Here is a 20676-nt window from a genome sequence, read left to right on the forward strand (position 1 = left end):
CGCTCCGCGTAACCGGCCAAGCGTCCCGCCAATCGATTTGCCCACGCGACATCCGTGCGCGTCCGCCTGGAAGGCTCGGCATAGATGACGACTGTCTTGCCGGGTGCTGGGATCCGAATGAGGTTGGCCGGTGTCGGGAGAAGACGGCCCACCGGGCCCGTCCCCGAACGCAGGAAACCCCGCCAGCAAGCCGACGGGGGGTTCCTCACCCCTCACGCTGCCCCTATGGCGGAGGTCGTGGATGTGTGGGCCTGACCAGGTGGAACACCTCGCGAGCGACGTAGCTGTGCAGGCATTCCGGGGGTGTCCCCCATCGTGATCAGCAGAGTGACGGCCGTGTCCGGGCCGATGCCCACCGGGATCAGCAGCTGCGAGGCGTGGCGTTCGACGAGCCGGGCGTTGCGGCAAGACCCCTATCGGGACACGCCTCGTCGGCTCGGTCCTCGGGTCGTCCGGTGGCGTGGTCATGCGACTCCTCCCGTGGACGTGTCGGGCCCGGCGCAGGCTGGACATGGGGCTGTTGATCTCGATCAGGTGGTGGGTCTCCACCGCCGCTCGGCCAGCTGAAGGGCTGCATCGTCCGCGGCAACGCGCCCTTTGAGCCCAAGAGCTGTTGCCTCATCACGGCGATGGTGGCGAGGTGTGCTGTCGAGGGCCCCGGCCGACGACCTCGGATCGCGGATCACTGCTCGGTGCGTAGACGCCTTGTCAAGGAAGTGTGGTCTCTCTGCTAACGACGCGTCCTTGAGGGCTTGGGACTCTATTCCGGTCGACACATCACGTAGCGCGCCAGTGGATCACGTCAACGCACAAGAACCAGTGAAAGAGGAGACATCATGCGTATCCGTCTTATAGCCGCCGCGGGCGCCACCGCTGCCGCACTCACCCTCGGCATCGCGCTGCCGGCCGCCGCCGACGGCCATGCGGACGTTGCTGCGGCCAAGCGCGCGGTGAAGAAGGTCAAGGTCTACCAGGACGCCAACTTCAAGAACCGGAACACGACCTTCACCGAGAACATGCGGAACCTGAAGAAGGACGGCTGGAACGACACCATCAGCTCCGCCAAGAACCTGGGCAACCGCAGGGTCACGTTCTACCAGCACAAGAACTACACGGGCGCCAGCTTCTCGCTGAAGCCGCACCACAAGGAGGCCCACTTCGGCCACCACGCGGGCATGAGCGACGCCACGAGCTCCATCGAGTTCGACTGACGGCAGGTCAGCAGGCCTGTTCAGTAAGGCACTCCTGACGGGCGGGGTGCGGCAACCGGGGCCGCACCCCGCCCCACCCACCTGCACCACACCCCACTCAACGCACACCGCACACCGCACACCGCACACCGCACGACGAGAGGCCACCATGTCGCCCTCCCGCGCCCGAGCCACCACCGCGCTCGCACTGCTGCTCATGGCCACCACCGCCTGCACAGCCGCGGAGCACGAGTCCACGCCCGCCCCGCACTCCCCGCCCGTGTCCCGGCAGGCCAAGCAGCTCCGGCTGCCACTGGACGCCTATGCGTCAACCGTGGCCGAGACCCACATCGTGGAAGACGCACAGGACATCCTCATGCGTCGGTGCATGAACGACCTGGACATGGAGTGGAAGACCCTGCCGCCGGTGGACCCCCAGGACACCAAGCCGCCGAACCTCCGACGATACGGAGCCGACGAGGCCGCGGCCGTCCGCTACGGATACCACCCGCGCCCCGACCCACCCTCGGTAGTACGACGCAACCGTGCCTGGGACGAGCGCGACGCCCTCCCCGCGGAGGTCCAGAAAGCGGCCTACGGCCGCTCCGGCGAAGGCGGCTGCCTCAAGGCAGCGCAGCACCAACTCGTCGGCGACACCGCCCCACCCGACTACGACGCCTTCAACCAGCTGACCGGCACCGCGCTGGAGGCCTCCCGGCGCACCCGCGAAGTACGCGACGCCCTGCGCACATGGCACGCATGCATGGCGAAGGCAGGCTTCGACTACCCGGACCCCTATGCCGCAGCCGGCGACAAGCGCTGGCAAACGGCCGAACCCACACCCGCCGAACGCGCCACCGCCCGCACCGACGTGGCCTGCCAGAAGTCGACCAGGTTGGTGAAGGTATGGGCAGCGGCCGAAACCCGCGTCCAACACCGCCTGATCCGGCAGAACACCGACCGCCTGCACGAGGCGAAGGCCCGCAAGGACCGCTGGCTGGCAGCCGCCCGCCGTGTCCTGAACCGCGAGGACGACTGAACCGCGTGTGCCATGTGTTCGATGGTGACGGGAGTGTCTCTGCTGCCGGGGTGTACTCGCGGGAGCAGGCGTGGGCGACCTTCCAGGTCACGCGCATCCGAACGTCGTCACGTCGAAGCCCTGGCTATCCGGGGGCAGGTCGCGTTCCGGTAGTCCTTTGGCGGCATGCCATAGGCGGTTCGGAAGGTACGGGTGAAGTCGGCTGCGTGGGGGAACCCGCAGCGGGCGGCAATGGCGTGGATGGGGGTGGTGCGCCAGGTGGGATCGGCGAGTTCGCGGCGGGCGCGTTCGAGGCGTTGCCGGCGGATCCAGGCTGCAACGGTGGTCTCTTCGTGTTGGAAGAGGCGGTGGAGGTAGCTGGTGGAGATGTGGTGTGCGGCTGCGATCGTCGGGGGCCGCAGGTCCGGGTCGGCCAGATGTCGATGAATGAAGGCTTGGATGCTCAGGGTCAGAGCGCGTCGGTGGGATTCGGGGGGTACCTGGTCGTCGGCTTCCAGGTGGTGGGCGAGGGTGGCGGTGAGCAGGTCCAGGGCCACCGTGCCCAACCGAGTAGTGTCTGCGGGCCGGTAGGGCGTGGTGTCGGTGGCCATGCGCATGAGGAACTGCGCGAGCAGACCTCCGATTCCTTCCCGGCCGGGTAAGGAGCGGGCGAGAAAGCGATCAACGCTGTTGGAAGGAAATGGCAGTAACTTCTTGGGTATCCCCATTCCCACCGATGTCACTGCGCCGGCTACGGTCTCCCAGGGGCGTGAGGTGTCGACGACATACATCTGCTGTGCACCGTGCGCTGCTTCGTGGCCGCCGTGGCGAATTCCCAGGGTTCCGCGCAGGAGGAGAGCGAGGGTGTAACACTCCGGGTCGGATTGCCGAATCAACTTGGCTGTGCGCAGCCCCGTGACTGGCTGAACCTTCGTCGGCACAACCGATACCGGCCCCAGCTGGAGACTGCGCAGCTCACCGTGAAAGTCACCGGAGTGCTCGCTACTGGTCTCCATGGGGCAGATCGTCTTGGCCAGGTGTTGACGCCAGACATCGAATCGGTCAGGCGTCGGCACATCGCTACTGCGGAAGATCGTCTCCATCGTCATCGTTCTTCCCCCTTGGGTAAATCTGCGTCCTTGAGCTCACGCGGCGAGTGGCCGCCGTCCGGCGCCCCGTGGTGGTCAGTCACGGGGCCGGAGACGGGAGTACGCCCGTAGCCTTCTGCCCTGTCAGCGACGTGAGCAGAGCCAGGGCGTGGTACCGCCTCGGGCCGAAGTCTGAGCTTATTCAGTCCACCAGGCTGTCCGCGCCGGCAATCAGGCCACACTGCCCTGGGCACGAAGCGAGAAGCTCCGAGCGATCCTCGTCATGGATGAAACGTGGACCAACGGTGCTGAGCGTTTACCCAACGCTCACGCGACGAGCGTCAGTGCCGGGGAAGTCGGGCCACCACCCCGGAACGTGGCGCGGCAGGCGCGGCAGGCGCGGCGGGTCGCGGGGGAACCGCCGGCGGTGGATGCCTTCGACCAGGGCTTCCGGGTCAGGGGTTCTCGATCCAGTGGGGAGGGACGTCGCAGATCAGGTACGGGATGCGGGCTTCGCACGCGTCGCAGGAGTGGGCGGTCCAGGAGTTCGTGGCGCCGTGTCCGTGCCACACCCGCATCTGTTTGGCGTCCTCCGCCTTGGGGCCGACGTAGACCATCTCGCTCATGCGCACGTAGTCGACGGACTTCCAGTCGAGGTGCATCGCGCCGAGTCCGAGCAGGAGTTTCATGGCGGAGCACGGCCGGGTGACGCCCTGTATGTCTGCGCCCAGGTCCACCTTCTCGCCGCGGACGGTCAGCCATCCCCTGTTGTTCGCGGGAATGGCGGGGTTCGCCGGCGTCCACTTCCCCGGGTGGTAGGTGATCCCGTCGAGGTGCTTGGGCTTGATCCATGGCTCTGCGGTGCGCCCGCTGGAGGCGAAGAGGTAGTACTCGCGCCCGCTGATCCTCGCTTCGAGTACGCCCATCATGAAGACGGCCGCCGGATCGCCGACCAGGCTCTTGTCCTGCATCAGGTTGTCCTTGATCTGTCCCACGACGCTGCGCAGCTTCGCGCTGTCGGTCAGTTCCGGAATGCCGTGGAGCAGTTTCCCCTGGTCCTTCTTGTTCCTGACGTGATGACACCTCGGGCAGGTGTCCGTGGCGTGGCCGCCATGCCGAAGATTGACGTCTGCATCCGGCTTGCGGGGCTTGGTCTTCGGCATGCTCGGCCTTCCCGTCAACGATCCATGGAGCGGGGGAAACTAGCACCTGACAGCCTTGCCTGAAGACGCAGCGATCAGTTTGGGACGTCATCCGGTGACACCCCGTCGCGACGCCGTCACCCTGTGGAAGTCGCCACCCGGCCCACTTTCGGCCCTCCCGAAGCACGCGCCCCCGGCGCATGATCGACTCTCGGAGAACAATCACGGTGTAATGCCCTATATACCGGCAAACCCGTCAACAGCCGGATTCTGTCGCGGAAATCAACGAAAGCGCCGCGCCCTCTTCCCCCGCCACCTGGCCTGATCACCGCCGTCACCGGTCCCTCCCGCTGTTAGCGTGCGCCGAAATCTCACGTCCACATACTCACGGCGGCCCGTGCCCGGCGCGGCCCATCGGTCAGGAGGGGATGCGTTGTGGCGGTGACCGCGATGACCGTCGGCGGACTCAGGGAATGGTTGAAGACCCTTTCATCCCCCACTCAGGAACTGCTGCTGCCCGACGGGCTCCCCGACAACCTGGGCGACCAGGGCACCCTCAAGAACGCGGTGAACCCCGGCGCTCTGTCGGACTGGTTCACCATGGGGACCACCCTCACCAGGATGGTTCCGGACCCGGACCATCTCTGCGTCACCGGAATCATCGTCACGGAAACCCCGAACGTCTCCCTCTGGTTCTTCAGTGACGAGGAAGGGAACCCCGACGACGCCACCGTCACCGGCGTCCAGTTCGGTCTGTCGCTGAAGAGCCACCCCGTGATGTCCGTCTTCAGCGCCCTCGGGCTGCAGGACCTCCTCCTGCTCTACACGATTCACCTCGTGGACGGTGCCGCCGTCCGCGAGCTCTCCGCGCGGGCGAAGCTCGCCGTCGATGGCGGGGATCCGCTCCTCGTCACCTGCGCCCTCGACTTCGAAGCCGGACGGACCAGCTACGAGTTCGTCGTGGAGCCGGAGGACGGAAAGGAATGGCACGTCGCCGAGGCGTTGTTCGGGCTGTTCGGCGTGGCCCCGCCACCCGTCCTGAAGGACATCGCCCTCAAGCGCCTCATGCTGGCCTACGATCACGGCCAGGGCTCCACCGGGTTCCGCGTCGAGGTGGACGTCGACTTCCCGTTGGGCGGCCTCGACGCCGACCTCGCCGTCATGGTGTCCCTGTCCAAGTCCGGCGGGAGCCAGACGTACGACCAGGAGTACGAGGCGCGGCTGGTCCTCGGTGTCCCCACGCAGGGGGGCGGGGACGACACCGTCCGCACCCTGACGTTCGACATCAAGGACGTCCAGCACGCCGAGTTCAGCGCGACCTGCGAGGACTCCAAGGGCGTGTCGTTCGCGGACCTCGCCGGACTGCTGGGCATGGCGGGACCGCCGGCGTTCCTGGCCGATCTGGCCATCTCCGGCCTCACGGTCGGGTACGCGTCCGCCCGCAAGTCCATTGTGCTCGCCGCGAAGGAGAAGGGCGGCGGCTCGCTCGTCGTCGTCTCGGACCAGCCGAAGGGCGGCACCCGTGCCTGGGCCGTGCGCGCCGGCGTCGGGCTGGACGCCAAGCTCTCGGACCTGCCGTTGCTCCAGGGGCAGGTACCCCAAGGCCAGGACCTCGGCGTGCGCGGGCTGGGCGTGTTGCTCACCTCCGAGGCGCTGAGGACCGACCGGATCACCGAGCTCAACAAGGCCCTCGCGGCGAGCGACGGGACGCTGCCCCTGCTGCCCGTCGACGGTCTGGGCAAGGGGCCGGCCTTCACGGTCGATTTACAGCTGCCGGGGCACTCGGAGACCACCTCGGTCGTCGTCCGGGGCGACCGCAAGAAGACCAAGGCCCCCGTCGAGGCTCCCCCGCGGCCACGGCTGATCACGCAGGACGCCACGCCCGTCGCCGAGAACGCCGCCCAGAACGTCACCGAAATCGTCGCCGAGGGCGCGCCGGCCACCCCCACCGGCCTCCCCCTGGTCGCCTGGCTCAAGGTCCAGCGCGCCATCGGCCCTCTCAGCCTCAGCCGCGTCGGCGTGGGCTTCGCGGACGACACCGTGTGGGTGCTGTTCGACGCCTCCCTCGGTATGGCCGGGCTCACCGTCGGCGTCGACGGGCTGGGCATCGGCATCCACCTGTCCCACCCCGTGCCGCCGGACTTCCGGCTGGACGGGCTGAGCGTCGGCTACGCCCGTCCGCCGCTGGCGATCAAGGGCGCCCTGGTCAACCGGCCCCCGGACGACACGTACAGCACCCTGATCGAAGGCGCCCTGGCCGTCACGGCCGAGGAGTTCGGACTGACGGCGCTGGGCGCGTACGCGCGGACGAAGCAGCACCCCGACCAGCCATCGTTGTTCCTCTTCGGCAAGGTCAACGGCGAGTTCGGCGGGCCGCCGCCCGTGCTGATCACCGGCATCATGGCCGGCTTCGGCCTCAACACCGACCTGCGGCTGCCCGAGGGCGACCACGTGCTGGACTTCCCGTTCCTCGCGGACATGTCCTCGCCCGAGACCGACCCGCTGGTGGTCCTGAACAACCTGATGGGGGGCCAGGACGCCTGGGTGCGCCCTGCCTCCGGACAGCTGTGGTTCGCGGCCGGCCTCGAATTCAAGGTCTTCGAGTTCGTCAGCGGTCAGGCGCTGCTGGTGCTGGAGGTCGGCGACGACTTCGCCGTCGCGGTGCTCGGCACGGCGGAGGCGCAGTTCCCCAAGGACCAGTCCCTGCCCGCGTACGCGAAGGTCCGGCTGGGCCTGTCCGCCAAGTACCGCGCCAGCGAGGGCGTGCTGAAGCTGACCGCGCAGCTCGCGCCCGGCTCGTTCCTCCTGTCCGAGGACTGCGTGCTGACCGGCGGCTTCGCGCTGTACACCTGGTTCGACGGCGCGCACGCCGGTGACTTCGTCCTCACCCTGGGCGGCTACTACCCCGGCTACCCGGTGCCCGGCCACTACCCGCAGGTGCCGCGGCTGGGCTTCAACTGGCCGGTCACCTCGGAGCTGACCATCAGCGGTGGCTCGTACTTCGCGCTCACCCCCGGCGCGATCATGGCCGGTGGCGCGCTGGACGTGAACTTCCGCGCCGGCGACCTGCACGCCTGGCTGACGGCGCACGCCAACATCCTCATCGAATGGGCGCCGTTCCACTTCGACGCCGGGATCGACGTGAGCATCGGCGTCAGCTTTGTGCTCGACCTGTGGCTGGTACGCGAGACGATCAGCGTCGAGGTCGGCGCGTCCCTGCGGCTCTGGGGCCCGCCGACAGCCGGCAAGGTCACCGTCCACCTCTGGTTCATCTCCTTCACCATCGGCTTCGGTGACGGCAGCGCGAGCGGCGACAAGGCCGCGCCCTGGTCCGACGTGGTCAAGCAGCTGCCCGCGGCGAAGGATGCCGTCCGGCTGGTGCCCATGGACGGGCTGACGCCGGTGGAGTCCAAGGACGAGCCGGGACTGTGGACGGTCAGCACCGGCGCCTTCTCCTTCGCGGTGCGCACGGCCGCCCCGGTCGGCAAGCTGTACTTCGGCGAAGAGCAGCAGAACGGGATCGGCACCACGGATGTCAACATCCGTCCCCTCCGCGACGGCGGCGAGCACCTCGACTCGAAGCTCACGATCACACTGACCGGCAAGGACGGTCCCCAGGACCTGAGCAAGTGGGCCACCACACCGAACGTGGCGAGCCTGCCCGCAGCCCTGTGGGGCAAGTACGACGGCAAGCTGACCACCGGCAGCGAGCAGCGCGTCGACGGCCAGCTGACGGGCGTCGATCTGCGTCTGCCGCAGCCCACACCGGGCAGCACACCCGGCCCCATCAAGGCCGGGACGATCGCGCACGACGACCGGACGCCGAACGGCAAGCTGCCGCTGACGCAGCCAGCCGTCGTACCGGCCGTCCCCGCCGTGGAGGCCGCGCCGGCACGGGTCGAGGCCGTGCGGCCGGTCACCGTCGATCTCGTCGCCGAGGCCGCGCCGGTGCCGGAGGTCGGCGCGAGCGTGGCTGTCGTCACCGGCGGCCAGGCCGGCGCGCTGATCGGCCAGTCCCGCGACCGGCTCTTCGCCGCCATGGACTATCTGGGTGTGAGCCCCGGCACCAACGAGCGGCTCACCGCCACGGACGGACTGGTCGCGGGCGACATCGACGCGAAGCCCGCGCCCCCGGTCCCCGGCACCCCGACCGCGAGCGAGCGGCTGTACGTGCTGGGCGCGGGGGCTTCGGTGACGCCGGTCGACGCGCAGAGCCTGACGGCGTACGACCGCGTCCCGCTGGAGTTCGCCCAGGGGTCCTCCGCACCGCTTCACTTCGCCGTCAGCCCAGGCGGCCACCGGCTGTGCGCGGTCGACAACGACCAGAACATCGACGTGCGCGACGTCTCGGCGAACCCACCGGGAGAGACCACGTCCCTGTTCCACGACCGCATCTGGGGATACCAGCAGACGCGAGGAGCGGCGGTCTCGCCCGACAGCAAGTGGGCGTACGTCACCGCCACGCAGTCGCAGCAGCTGCTCGTGCTCAACCTGCAGCCGGATGTGCCTGCCAAAAAGTACGACTTCGGCCTCCAGGCGGTCCTCGGCGAGGTCGTCCCCGCCGCCCGGTGGGACGACACCTCGCAGATCGTGTACGTCGCCAAGCCCGAGCTGAACACCGTCGCCCAGGTGAACGTCACCAACGGGAAGTACCCCACGACCAACCCGGGTGACAACCTCCCCACGGGCCCCTCCCCCACGCGCCTCGCCGTGGACCCCCATGGCCGCTGGCTCTACGCGCTCAACCCGACCAAGTCGACGGTGACCGTCACCGACCTCGCCGCCAAGCAGATCGTCGCCACGCTCCGCACCGGCACCAGCCCGAGCGCCCTGGCCGCCTCCGCCGACAGCAAACGGCTGTACGTGGCGAACTACGTGACCGGCACGGTCTCCGTGTTCGACACCAGCGGTGACTTGCCGCGGGAAGCGGCCGAGCCCGTGTGGGTGGGGAAACGGCCGATCGCGCTCGCGGTGTCCGCCATGGGTGACCGGCTGTACGTCGCCCGGGAGAAGGTCCAGCAGGTCCAGGTCGTGGATGTCGCGTCGGAGCAGCCGGTCCTGCTCCCCGTCGCCGTCCCCCTCAAGGACGACCCGGTGGCGCTCGCCGTCACCGTACCGCCGACCGTCACCGACACCCCGGCAACCCCCAGTGTCACCCGAATCACCGAAGGCGGTGCAGCATGAGCCACCCCGAGTACGCCCCGGACCCCGACCCGTCGCTGAACGTGCAGTTCGTCGACTCGCTGGTGCCCACGCTCACCGCAGGGCGGTACAAGCTCACCGCGCACCAGTCCCTCACCAAGGGCGGCACCCGGGTCGACACGGACAACTACCTGGACACCCCGGTGACGCAGGAGGTGGAGGTCCGCGCGCCGCGCTTCACCGTGCAGCCGGAGTGGATCCACGGCGCGTACCCGGCGCCGGGCGCCGGCGGCTTGTACGACGACGTGCTGCCGCACGTCACGCTCGACCGGGCCACTCTGCCGTGGGAGCGCGAGGCGCGAGCGCAGAGCGGTACGCGCCTGCCGTGGCCGGCCCTCCTCATTTTCGGCGAGGGTGAGTTGCCCGACACCGACCCGCACTGCCTCGGGCAGACGGACGCCAAGACGGTGGCCGACCTGATCGGCTCCGAGAGCGGCGTCGTCCTGCCCCCCTTCGACCGGACCACAGATCCCATCACCGAGGACGACAAGCAGCAGGTGTGCCGCACCGTCCTGGTGCCCGCCGCTGTCTTTCACGCGCTGGCCCCGACCGAGGCTGAACTGCCGCTCCTGACGCATGTGCGCCGGGTCAACGAGGAGCACCAACGCGTCGCGCTGGGCGACGACCTGATCCAGGTCGGTGACTACGCGGTCGTCGTCGGCAACCGCCTGCCCCGCGCGGCGGGCGGCCGCTATGTCGCCCATCTGGTCTCCTTGGAAGGCTGGCAGTCCCGCCTGCCCGACGGCGCCAAGGCGTACGACGGACCCGACGAGAAACTGCGGCTGATCTCCCTGTGGTCGTGGGCGTTCGAGACGATCCCCGACCACGCCCCCGGATTCGCCGCGCTGACCGAGCACTTCGTCGACACCGAGGGCACGGACGGCTCCGCGCTGCTGCTGCGTGTGCCGCTGCCCGACCTGCCGCTGTCCGGGAAGGACCAGCAGGAGGTCGCCGACCGGCTCGGCCGGGGCTACCTGCCGATCTCGTGCCGCACCGCGTCCGGGCGCTCCACCTTCGGCTGGTACCGGGGGCCGTTCACCGCCGGGTACGTCCCGCCGGAGACCGACCGCGAACGGCGCCGCTGTGCGACGGAGGCGCTGATCCAGCTGCAGCAGTACGGCGTCTTCGACGTGAGCCTCGCGACCGCGTTCACCGCGGGCCGGGGCGTCGCCCTCGCCGACCACCAGTTCGGCGCGGCGCTGCTGCGCCTGCGCGGCAAGGTACGGCGAGCGGCGGAGAAGAGGAGCCGTGCGACGGCGATCACCGGGGCCCGGTCCCGTATCGAGCACCTGGCGGCGAACGGCCTCGCCGGTCACCTCCGCGAGGTCCTGACCACGCCGGCCCGCGCCCGGGCCGTCAGCGCTCCCGTGCAGCGCCCCGGCGTCACCCCCGTACCCGCCGCGACCGAGTTGCCCGCCACCGCAGGGCTCACCCCGGAGTGCCTGCGCGCCGACGCGGACCTGCACATGCGGCTCACGTCGGACGACACACCACTGGTGGACCCGCACGACGACGACCTCATCCTCGTCCGGAACCGGCTGCTCGACCTGCGGAACCTGACGGGCGTGCCGTTCGCACACCTCGTGCCCGACACGCGGATGCTGCCCACGGAGAGCCTGCGCTTCTTCTACGTGGACGCCAACTGGACCGCCACGTTGCTCGACGGCGCCCTGAGCGTGGGTCTCGCCCACACCTTCGACCTCACCTCGGACGACCTGGTCTTCGGGCCCACGGGCGTGGCCCCGCTGCCGCCGCAGGCCACACCGGTCACGGGTCTGCTGCTGCGCTCGGAGCTCGTCAGTGGCTGGCCCGCGCTGGAGGTCCGCCCGTACAGGAACCCCCGGACCACCGAAGGGGAAACGGCCCTGCGGGTACTGCGCCGCGAGGCACTCGCCGACGACGTCCTGCTCGTGCTCGTCGAGGGCGTGCCGGGCCGGGTCGAGCTCGCCGAGCCGCAGCAGGGCGTGCACTTCGGCATCGACGAGCCGGAGGAAGGCGGCAGCGACGACCCGGTCGATGACGGCATCATCCGGCTGCGCGAGATCGACCCGAAGAGCCCCACGCCCCTCGGGCAGGAGACCGGCGCACAGTTCCCGACGCAGCCGGGACTGCGTTCCTTCCTGCGTACCGCGGGCACCGGTGGCCCCGACACCGTACTGAACGTCGCGGCGCTCGCCGACGGGCTGAAAGGAGCGCTGAGTCTGAACCGTCCGCTGACGCCCAGTGAGTTCGCCATCCAGATGATCAACGCCGCGCAGCGCCGCACCTTCACCACCGTTTCCACCGCGCACACCCCCTTCACGACAGGAGACCACCCCAATGGCTGACCGCGACGACACCCTTATCGTCCCGGTGAACGTGGACGCCCTGGTGGTCAACCAAGACCTGCGCCAGCGCGACGGCCAGGGCTTCCGACGCTGGCGCCCCAACTTCAACCTGCTGCGCCACAGCCTCAGCCCCGAGGTGGCCCCGTTCACCAACGAGGACCCGTGGAACGCCACCCGGCAGGGCGATCCGGACGACGAATACAAGAAGTACGACGGCGTCCACGTGCGCTGGGAGCTGCCCGACGCGCTGCGCCAGGGCGCCGCGCGGGGCGAGGGCGAGCGTACGGAGTTCCCGCTCGTGCCCAACCGCTGGCTCGTCGTCCGGCAGGTGCAGGGCAGGGACGACCTGACCGCCGGCTGGGTGGTGGAGAGCGACTTCCTCGACCCGAAGGACGGCACGTCGCGCTTCCTGCACCCGGTGCGGCCCGACGCCGGGGATCCGGCGATCACGCCGTACCGCTCGACGATCATCACGACGCAGATCGGCAAGAAGCAGAGCATCAGCGGCAGCAGCACGTGGAGCGAGCCCACGGACGCCTCGCGCAAGGAGCTGTTCCTCACCGCGGTCGGCCCCGGCATCATGACCTTCCACGTCTACCAGCCGTACCACGAGAACGTCTTCTCGCTGCACGACCCGCTGGACGGCATCGACTCCGCGACCGTGAACTACCAGGTCGTGGGCTGGTATTCGGACCCGGCCCAGGAGGAGCTGCGCCGCCGCCTCGGCGGCGCGGGCGCGACGGTCGCGTCCGTCCTGGCCAGTCTCGGCTGGACGGTCGCCGACCTGCCGGGCACCTGGACACCCGACAGCACCACCTACTGCGGCCGCGCCCTCCAGGTGCGGTGGAGCCGCAACGGCAGCGCTCCGGACTCGGACCGCCCGGAGAAGACGGACGTCCGTGACCGGATCGCCGTGGGCAGCAGCGCGGACGAGGCGCATGCCGCGCTGGTCGCCAAGGCCCGCGCGGCACTGCCCGACGGCCCCGGCAACGCCATCGACCACGCCACCGACCCCGCCCTCCTGCATGTGCTCGGCAAGGGCCTGCTGAACACCCTCGACGAGCCCGACGGTGGCGTCCTCACGGCCCAGGCCCTGCACAAGGGCTGGTTCCAGCAGGTGCCGGGCGGCTACGTGTGGCGCCTCGCCGACACCGCCGACAAGGGCCACGTCTCCGGCAACCCGAAGTCGGTCACGTGGTCCGGCGTCGCGCCCGAGCACGAGGCGTGGCTGGCGGAGCTCAACGGATACCAGAGCGCATACGACGCAGCGGAGCGCAAACTCACCGCACTGCAACAGCGGTTGTACGCGCTGTGGTGGATGCACAGCCTGCCGCTCATCCCGCCGCAGTACCGCCGCGAGCGACTTCACGCCGAGATCGACCCGGCGAACACGGACGGCCTCGCCGCCCGCGTGGCCGCCGCGCAGAACGACCTGAAGAACAAGAAACTGAAGGCCGTCACCGACTGCCTGGGCCGCCATCAGCTGCCCGCGGGTTACGAGCTGCGCAAGGAGACCTTGCCGCCCTTCTACCAGGTCACCGACCCGACGATGGTGCTGGCCGGCGCGAAGGGCCACACCGCGCACAGGCCGCTGACAGGCGGCGGGGCACTCACCTGCCGCATGCCGTCGCAGATCGTCAGCGACGGGCGCGCGAACCCCTTCACCTCGCTCCAGCTGAGCGGGCTGCCGCCGGTCGTGCCGGCCCTGCTGATCGAGTTCGCGTGCGTGCTCGACCCGAAGGACGCGGGAAAGTACCCGCCCGACATCGCCCCGGTCCCCTGGCGGCAGCCGTGGAAGCCGCTGCTGTTCCAGTGGCGGATCGAGCACTGGCAGGTGCCCTACGGCACCCTGAACAGCCCCAACTGGACGTTCGACGGCAGCCACTACCAGTGGACGAACGGCTCCCCCGCCGCCAACGCCATCGAAGTGACCGGCCGCCGCTTCCTCGTACCGCTGCCGCAGCACACGGCGAGCAGCGGACTCGAACAGCACGCCGCCGACCACCCCGACGCGGCGACCGCCGAGGCACTCATGACAGCGGCGGCGCAGATCAAGGACCTGGACCTGCTCTCGCAGCGGCTGGACGGGCTCACCGACGCCTTCGCCCTGCGCGACCCCGCGCCCGGTGTCAGTCCGCCCGGCAGGATCGGCGAGCTCGTCGGTGACGCGTTCCGCCACCTGCCGAACCCGGGCACGCTGCCCGTGCCGTTCCGGGGCTGGCAGGACTCCGGATTCACCCAGATCCGGGCCGGGCAGTTCGCGGTGAACAGGCTGAGCATCGTCGACGAGTTCGGCCAGAGCCTCGACGTCCTGCTGCCCGGCGACGCGCCCACGTTCGTCCCCAAGGTGGGCGACAGCCTGCACACCCACGACAAGTTCGTCCAACCCACGGACACAGGGCGGTTCGTCCAGATGCCGCCGCGCCTGCTCCAGGCCGCCCGGCTGCGGTTCGACTTCGTCGCCGAGCACGACGACGCGCGGCTCGTCGACCTCACCGCGAACACGACGCCGGTGAGCGCATGGATCGTCCCCAACTACGTCGACCGCTCGTTGCTGTGCTACGCGCCGACCGGCGAGCCGCTCGGCGAACTGCGCCTCGAACTCCGTGAGGGCACTGGCGGCGACATGACGGCCATGGTCGGCTGGGGCCCCCTGCCGGATTCCCAAGTGCACACGATCGACGCGCTGCGGGAGGCCCAGCCGCAGCTCTACGCGTTCGCCGGCGAGCTGGCCGCGAAGGGACCGGACGCCTTCGCCGACCTGCTGGCCACCGTCGACAACGCGCTCGCCGGGATCGACCCGGGCAACCCGTACGGCGACGAGGTGCTCGGCGCGCTGCTCGGGCGCCCACTCGCGCTGGTCCGCGCCCGGCTCGGCTTCGAGCTGGACGGCCTCCCCGTCGCCGACGGGGGCTGGCAGTACGCGCTGGACTGGCAGACGCAGGAGGCGTGGGCCACGCGTCAGGGCGAGACGGCGCCGGCCGAAATGGCCCACCTCGACTACCAGTGGCCTGTCCGGCTCGGCAACGCCGGGCAGAAGGGCGACGGTCTGGTCGGCTACTTCTCCGAGGCCGACTACGGGACGTTCTACTCGGTGGCCACGCCGGGCGACCACCCGCACACGGACTACGTGGCGCGGATCTCCGAGGCCAACTGGCCCAGGCTCCGGGCGGACTCGACGGACCAGACGCACCTCACGCTGCTGCTCGACCCGCTGGCCACCGTCCACGCGACCACGGACATCCTTCCCGTGACGGGACTTCAGCTCCCGTCGCGCTTTACCCGGACGGCCATGGCCGCGATGCGGGTGGCGCTGCGGCTCAGCCCGGTGCTGACCACGACGCGGAAGGTCCCGGCCAAGGACGTGGGCGTGGGCGACGCGTCGTCCGGCTTCGTCCACGCCCTCGCCATGCCGCACCCCACGTCCCCCCAGGGCACGTGGGACTGGGCCGAGCTGGTCGTCCCGGACGCGCCCGCCGGCGCCGGCCCCGCGCCGCAGTGGAACCACGAGTCGATCGTGCAGATCGACCAGACGGCCCGACTGGACGAGAACGGCCCGACCGTACGCACAGGCTTCCTGCGCCTGTCCGGCGGCTTCGAGACCAAGTGACTTCGCAGCACCCGCACCCGACCCTGAAAGGAGCCGACTCCGTGAGCGAGCCGGACGCCCCCCTGCCCCTGCTGGACTACGCCATCATCAGCGAACCGTTCCCGCTGTACGCGACGACCGGTACCGACGACCCCGCCACGGCCCTGCACATCGTGGTCTCGAACGGCGGCGGCGAAACCGTCTACTGCCGGGAGATCGTCTTCTACCTGCCGAAGGGCGATCTCGCCCAGAGCCTGGTCAATGCCCCCGCGGGCGACGGCTGGGCCAAGGACTGGGACGTGGTATGCCTCCAGCCCGGCACGCAGACCGCCCTGCCGTCGGGTGACTACGCCCGCTTCCAGGCCACGCCCAAGGGCGACGACAAGAAGAAGACGGGCGTACCGGTCGACGCCTCCGGCCTCGTCATCACCCTGAAGGACCTGAAGATCAGCCCCCTTCCCGGCACGGCCCGCATCGAGATCCGCGAGTTCGCCACCACGAACACGGACCAGTGGCCGGAGAACCCGCGCTTCACCAAGCTGGCCCTCACGAAGTTCCCGGCGCCGAAGATCCCGGCCATGGCGGTCTCCGACTTCACGGCGGACAAGCTGGAGGTGACGGCCGGCACCTCGGTCCGCCTCACGTGGAGCGGCCCGTCGACGCTCGACTACACGGTCTCGCACGGCGGCAGTGCGCACCCGGTCGGTAAGCAGCACGGGTACAGCACGACGATCGACCGCGACACGACGTTCCAGCTCTCGTACGTCACGGGCGGGACCACGCACGCCCTCACGACCACGGTCACGGTGACGAACCCGAAGCTGACGGGGCTGACGGTGGACGGTGATGTCAAGGTCACCGGCGCCACCGGAGTCCAGGGGCTGACGGCGAGTGGGGACCTCAAGGCGGAGCAGGCGCTGACGGTGAGTGGGGCCGCCGACCTTCAGGGGCTCACCGTGCACAAGGATCTCACCGCGAAGGCCGCGCTCTCCGCCGAAAAGGATCTCGCGCTCGCCGGCACGTTGAACATCGCGAACTGGAAGATCTTCCAGAACCAGTACACCAACCTGAAAGTCAGGTACCAGGACACCGACATGTTCGACGTCGAGAGCAGCAGCAAGCTGTTCACGATGTATGGCGCACTCGGCCTCGACAAGTACGGCATCAACGACGGCGAGTGGTCGAAGCTCAAGAACTTCACCGATGGCAACGCCAAGTTCAACTTCTGGAACGAGTGCTGGAACGACACCAGCCACGAAGCGAGCGTGTTCGTCTATCGCGGCGACACACACCTGCCCGTGTACGCCGACTTTGGAAGCAAGGGCGTGTATCACGACGGAGGCGTGTTCCGGCTGGCCTGGAACTAGGGTGTGTCAGGGCTGCGCTGGGCAGCCAGGCCCGACTTGCAAGCTGCTACCACTCTTTTGGGTGCCGGTCGGGAGGAGTGCCGTTTCTGCTCTGCCGACGTGATCAGGATGGTCCCACGTCGGGTTGGGGCCGAGCGATCGAGGGCGGAAGCTGTGCTGCGCCGGTGGCATGGGGTGAATTGCCGTGGAGGCTTCGCCTCGTGCCGCTGGCGGATGGCCGGTCCCAGCACGCGGGCCCAGGACAGAAGTTCTGGGCCGGGGCGAACGCAGGGACGTGGCAGTGCACCTGACTCCGCATGAGCAAGAACGCTTGATGATTCATTTGGCGGCGGATGTCGCCGAGAAACGGCGGGCCCGGGGGGTGCGGCTCAACTACCCCGAGACGATGGCCCTGTTGATCGTGCACGTCCTTGAGGGGGCCCGGGACGGCAGGACCGTTGCCGACCTGATGTCTTCCGGGCGGAAGGTGCTTGCCCGGGAGGAGGTGATGGAGGGCGTCCCGGAGATGATCGAGAACGTGCAGGTGGAGGCCACGTTCCCCGACGGCACGAAGCTGGTCACCATCCACAGTCCGTTCCCCGAAGTGGGCAAGGACGAAGAGCCGAACATCTCCCCGGGGAAAGTGGACTTCTCCCAGCGGAAGGGCGACGAGGAGGTGTCCTTCAACGACGGCGCCAGGCAACTGGACCGCATCACGAAGCTGACGGTCGAAAACCCGACGGACCGACCCGTCCAGATCGGATCCCACTATCACTTCGCCGAGGCCAACGACGGGCTGAAATTCCCCCGCAAGAGGGCGTGGGGCAAGCGTCTGAACATTCCCGCCGGCAGCTCTGTACGTTTCGAGCCCGGCATCACCGAAGAAGTCGAGCTCGTACCCATCGAGGGTGAGCGCGTGGTCCACGGTCTGCGCGGCAAGATCAAGGGTCTGCCCGAGAAGATCAATGGCTCGCTGGACAACACCAAGGGTTCGTTCGACAAGGAGCGGGTGTGACGTCGATGGCTGAGTGCCCCAACTGCTCCTGCTGCCCGGAAGAGAAAGGGCCTTTCGACCCGCTGCCCCGGTCCGACTACGCCGACCGGTTCGGCCCGACGACCCGCGACTGCATCCGTCTCGCCGACACGGCGCTGCGGATCAAGATCGAGGATGACTGGTCGGGCGGCCCCGGCCGCAGCGGCAACGAAATGGTGTTCGGCGGCGGCAAGGTCATCCGTGAATCGATGGGGCAGTCCGTCGTGCCGCGCGACCCCGGCAAGGGCAAGACGGATACGTCACCCGGCAGTGCTGCGGCCCCGCCCCCTGACACCGTCATCACCGGCGTTGTCGTCCTGGACCACTGGGGCATCGTCAAGGCCGATGTCGCCATCCGCGACGGCGACATCGTCGCGCTCGGCAAGGCGTACAACCCCGAGACGATGAACCGTCTGCACGACGGCGGGGTCAGCCACAACGGTATCGGTCCGAAGCCCACCGACTTCGTCATCGGTCCCGACACCGAGGTCATCGCGGGCAAGGACAGGATCCTTACCGCCGGAGGCATCGACACCCACGTCCACTTCATCTGCCCCGACCAGATCGATGAGGCGCTGGCCGCGGGTGTCACCACGCTCATCGGCGGCGGCACCGGCCCGGCGGAGGGCAGCACCGCCACCACCGTGACGCCCGGGTCCTGGCACATCGACCGTACGTTTGAGGCGCTGGACGCCTACCCGGTCAACATCGGGCTGCTCGGCAAGGGCGCCACGATGTCCACGGAGTCCATGCTCGACCAGGTGGATGCCGGCGTCATCGGGTTCAAGGTGCACGAGGACTGGGGCGCCACCCCCGCCGTCATCGACAAGTGCCTGCAGGTGTGTCAGAAGACCGGTGTCCAGCTCGCGCTCCATGCCGACTCGCTGAACGAGGCCGGCTTCGTTCAGGACACCCTCGACGCCATCAAGAAGCGTTCCCTCCATGTCTTCCACGTGGAGGGCGCAGGGGGCGGCCACGCCCCCGACATGATCAAGATGGTGAGCGAGCCGAATGTGCTGCCCGCCTCCACCAACCCCACCCGGCCACTGACCGTCAACACGGTCAAGGAGCACTTCGACATGGTGATGGTCTGCCATCACCTCAACCCCGCCGTCCCCGAGGACCTGGCCTTCGCGGACTCCCGGATCCGGCCCTCCACGATGGCAGCCGAGGACATCCTCCACGACCTCGGCGCCATCTCCATCATGTCCTCGGACGCCCAGGCCATGGGGCGCATCGGCGAGATGATCATGCGTACCTGGCAGACCGCGCACGTGATGAAGGTACGCCGCGGCTTCCTGGAAGAAGACCAGCCCGCGGACAAGCCGGAGAACAAGCCGAAGGGCAAGAAGGCGAAGGGGCAGACGCCGGTGGACGAGACGCCGGAGCCTGAGCCGCCGCTCGCCGACAACAGGCGCGCCCGCCGGTATGTCGCCAAGTACACCATCAACCCGGCCCTCGCCCAGGGCATCGATGCCGTCGTCGGGTCGGTGGAGACGGGCAAGCTGGCCGACCTGGTGCTGTGGGAGCCGAAGTTCTTCGGGGTCAAGCCGCACATGGTCATCAAGGGCGGGCAGATCGCTTACGCGCAGGTGGGCGACGCCAACGCGTCCATTCCCACGCCGCAGCCGGTCCTGCCGCGCCCCATGTGGGGGGCCACCGGCCTGGCTCCTGGCTCCCTCTCCTACAACTTCGTCACCGAGCGGGCCGTCAAGAAGAACCTGTCCAAGGGCCGCACGCTCAACAAGCGGTTCAAGGCCATCAAGGACACGCGTGGCGTCTTCAAGGAACACATGAAGGAGAACAACGCCACACCCGACGTCCGCATCGACCCCGACACCTACGAGGTCATCATCGGCGGAGCGAAGGTGACGGATGTGACGACCTTCGTCGAAGGCCAGATCGTCGACCGTGCCCATGTCTCTGAACTTCCCATGGCCCAGAGGTACTTCCTCTTCTGATCCGCCAAGAGGCATCCACCGGTGACGCAGCAGACCCATCGCGAAGAAACGAAGGAAAGGTGACCTGCGCTCCATGAACCGTGCCGCGCTGTTCGTCCTGGCCGACGGCCGGTTCCCGGCCGGAGGGCACGCGCACTCCGGCGGAGCCGAACCGGCCGTCGCCGCGGGCCGCATCAGGGATGCGGAGACGCTGGAGGACTTCTGCCGGGGACGGTTGCATACTGCGGGCCTGGTCGCGGCGGCGCTGGCCGCCGCGGCCGCCGCGGGGCACGATCCGCTTCAGCTGGACGAGGCCGCCGACGCCCGCACCCCCGTGCAGGCCCTTCGGACCACCGCCCGCAAACTCGGGCGGCAGATGATGCGCGCCGCCCGCGCCACATGGCCCTCGGCCGAGCTGGACCAACTGGCCACGGCCCGGCCGCAGGGCGCGCACCAGCCGGTGGTACTGGGCCTGGCCGCCCGGTCAGCCGGGCTGGCGCCACTGGACGCCGCCTGTGCCGCGGCGTACGAAACCGTCAGCGGACCGGCCACGGCAACGGTCCGGCTGCTGAGCCTGGACCCGTTCGACGCCACCGCTGTCCTCGCCCGCCTGGCCCCAGAACTCGACCAGGTCGCCGCAGCCGCAGCCGATGCCGCCCAGCGCATCCCCGACGAGGGCATCGACGCGCTGCCCGCCGCCTCCGCGCCGCTGCTGGACATCACCGCCCAGCACCACGCCGCCTGGCCGGTACGCCTGTTCGCCTCCTGACCACCCACACCACAAGACCTCGCACAAGACGG

General features: G+C 69.2%; 11 protein-coding genes. 9 read left to right on the forward strand and 2 right to left on the reverse strand.

The genetic code is table 11. The features are described 5' to 3' along the window. Positions 1-836: 836 nt before the first annotated feature. The gene (locus SLV14N_RS07870) at positions 837-1211 is read left to right on the forward strand and encodes a peptidase inhibitor family I36 protein (RefSeq protein ID WP_263268749.1); all 375 of its coding nucleotides are present in this window, start codon (positions 837-839) and stop codon (positions 1209-1211) included. A gap of 148 nt (positions 1212-1359) precedes the next feature. Next, entirely contained in the window at positions 1360-2229 is an 870-nt protein-coding gene (locus SLV14N_RS07875) for a hypothetical protein (protein ID WP_263268751.1), read from the forward strand. A gap of 107 nt (positions 2230-2336) precedes the next feature. On the opposite strand, the gene SLV14N_RS07880 is transcribed toward SLV14N_RS07875, so the two are convergent. Together SLV14N_RS07880 and SLV14N_RS07885 are read right to left on the reverse strand one after the other, a co-directional pair. Continuing rightward, positions 2337-3317, reverse strand: coding sequence for a helix-turn-helix domain-containing protein (locus SLV14N_RS07880; protein ID WP_263268752.1), 981 nt, complete (start codon positions 3315-3317; stop codon positions 2337-2339). 434 nt (positions 3318-3751) lie between these two features. After that, positions 3752-4459 (reverse strand): hypothetical protein, encoded by a 708-nt coding sequence (locus SLV14N_RS07885; protein ID WP_263268753.1) that lies wholly within the window; start codon positions 4457-4459, stop codon positions 3752-3754. A 414-nt stretch (positions 4460-4873) separates the two neighbouring features. On the opposite strand from SLV14N_RS07885, the gene SLV14N_RS07890 reads away from it, so the two are divergent. The 7 genes from SLV14N_RS07890 (at position 4874) to SLV14N_RS07920 (ending at position 20644) form a co-directional block, all read left to right on the forward strand. Then, positions 4874-9622, forward strand: a complete 4749-nt coding sequence (locus SLV14N_RS07890; RefSeq protein ID WP_263268754.1) for a YncE family protein — start codon at positions 4874-4876, stop codon at positions 9620-9622. Next, on the forward strand, positions 9619-11967 hold the full coding sequence (locus SLV14N_RS07895; protein ID WP_263268755.1) for a hypothetical protein: 2349 nt from the start codon (positions 9619-9621) through the stop codon (positions 11965-11967). Before SLV14N_RS07890 ends, SLV14N_RS07895 begins: the two co-directional genes overlap by 4 nt. Further along, positions 11960-15577 carry a hypothetical protein gene (locus SLV14N_RS07900; RefSeq protein ID WP_263268757.1) on the forward strand — a complete coding sequence of 1206 codons (3618 nt, stop codon included), beginning with the start codon at positions 11960-11962 and terminating at the stop codon, positions 15575-15577. Before SLV14N_RS07895 ends, SLV14N_RS07900 begins: the two co-directional genes overlap by 8 nt. 41 nt (positions 15578-15618) lie before the next feature. Then, positions 15619-16923: a hypothetical protein gene (locus SLV14N_RS07905; protein WP_263268759.1), complete on the forward strand. Its 1305-nt coding sequence runs from the start codon at positions 15619-15621 to the stop codon at positions 16921-16923. A gap of 280 nt (positions 16924-17203) precedes the next feature. Beyond that, the gene (locus SLV14N_RS07910; RefSeq protein ID WP_263268761.1) at positions 17204-17917 is read left to right on the forward strand and encodes an urease subunit gamma; all 714 of its coding nucleotides are present in this window, start codon (positions 17204-17206) and stop codon (positions 17915-17917) included. Positions 17918-17922: 5 nt separating this feature from the next. Continuing rightward, a complete protein-coding gene (locus SLV14N_RS07915; RefSeq protein WP_208687762.1) occupies positions 17923-19896 on the forward strand; it encodes an urease subunit alpha in 1974 nt (657 codons plus the stop codon). 73 nt (positions 19897-19969) lie between these two features. Further along, positions 19970-20644, forward strand: a complete 675-nt coding sequence (locus tag SLV14N_RS07920) for an urease accessory protein UreF (RefSeq protein ID WP_208680345.1) — start codon at positions 19970-19972, stop codon at positions 20642-20644. The last annotated feature ends 32 nt before the right edge of the window (positions 20645-20676 follow it).

Source organism: Streptomyces sp. Je 1-4 4N24, from assembly GCF_026239515.1.
In the GTDB taxonomy this organism is placed as follows: domain Bacteria; phylum Actinomycetota; class Actinomycetes; order Streptomycetales; family Streptomycetaceae; genus Streptomyces; species Streptomyces nigrescens.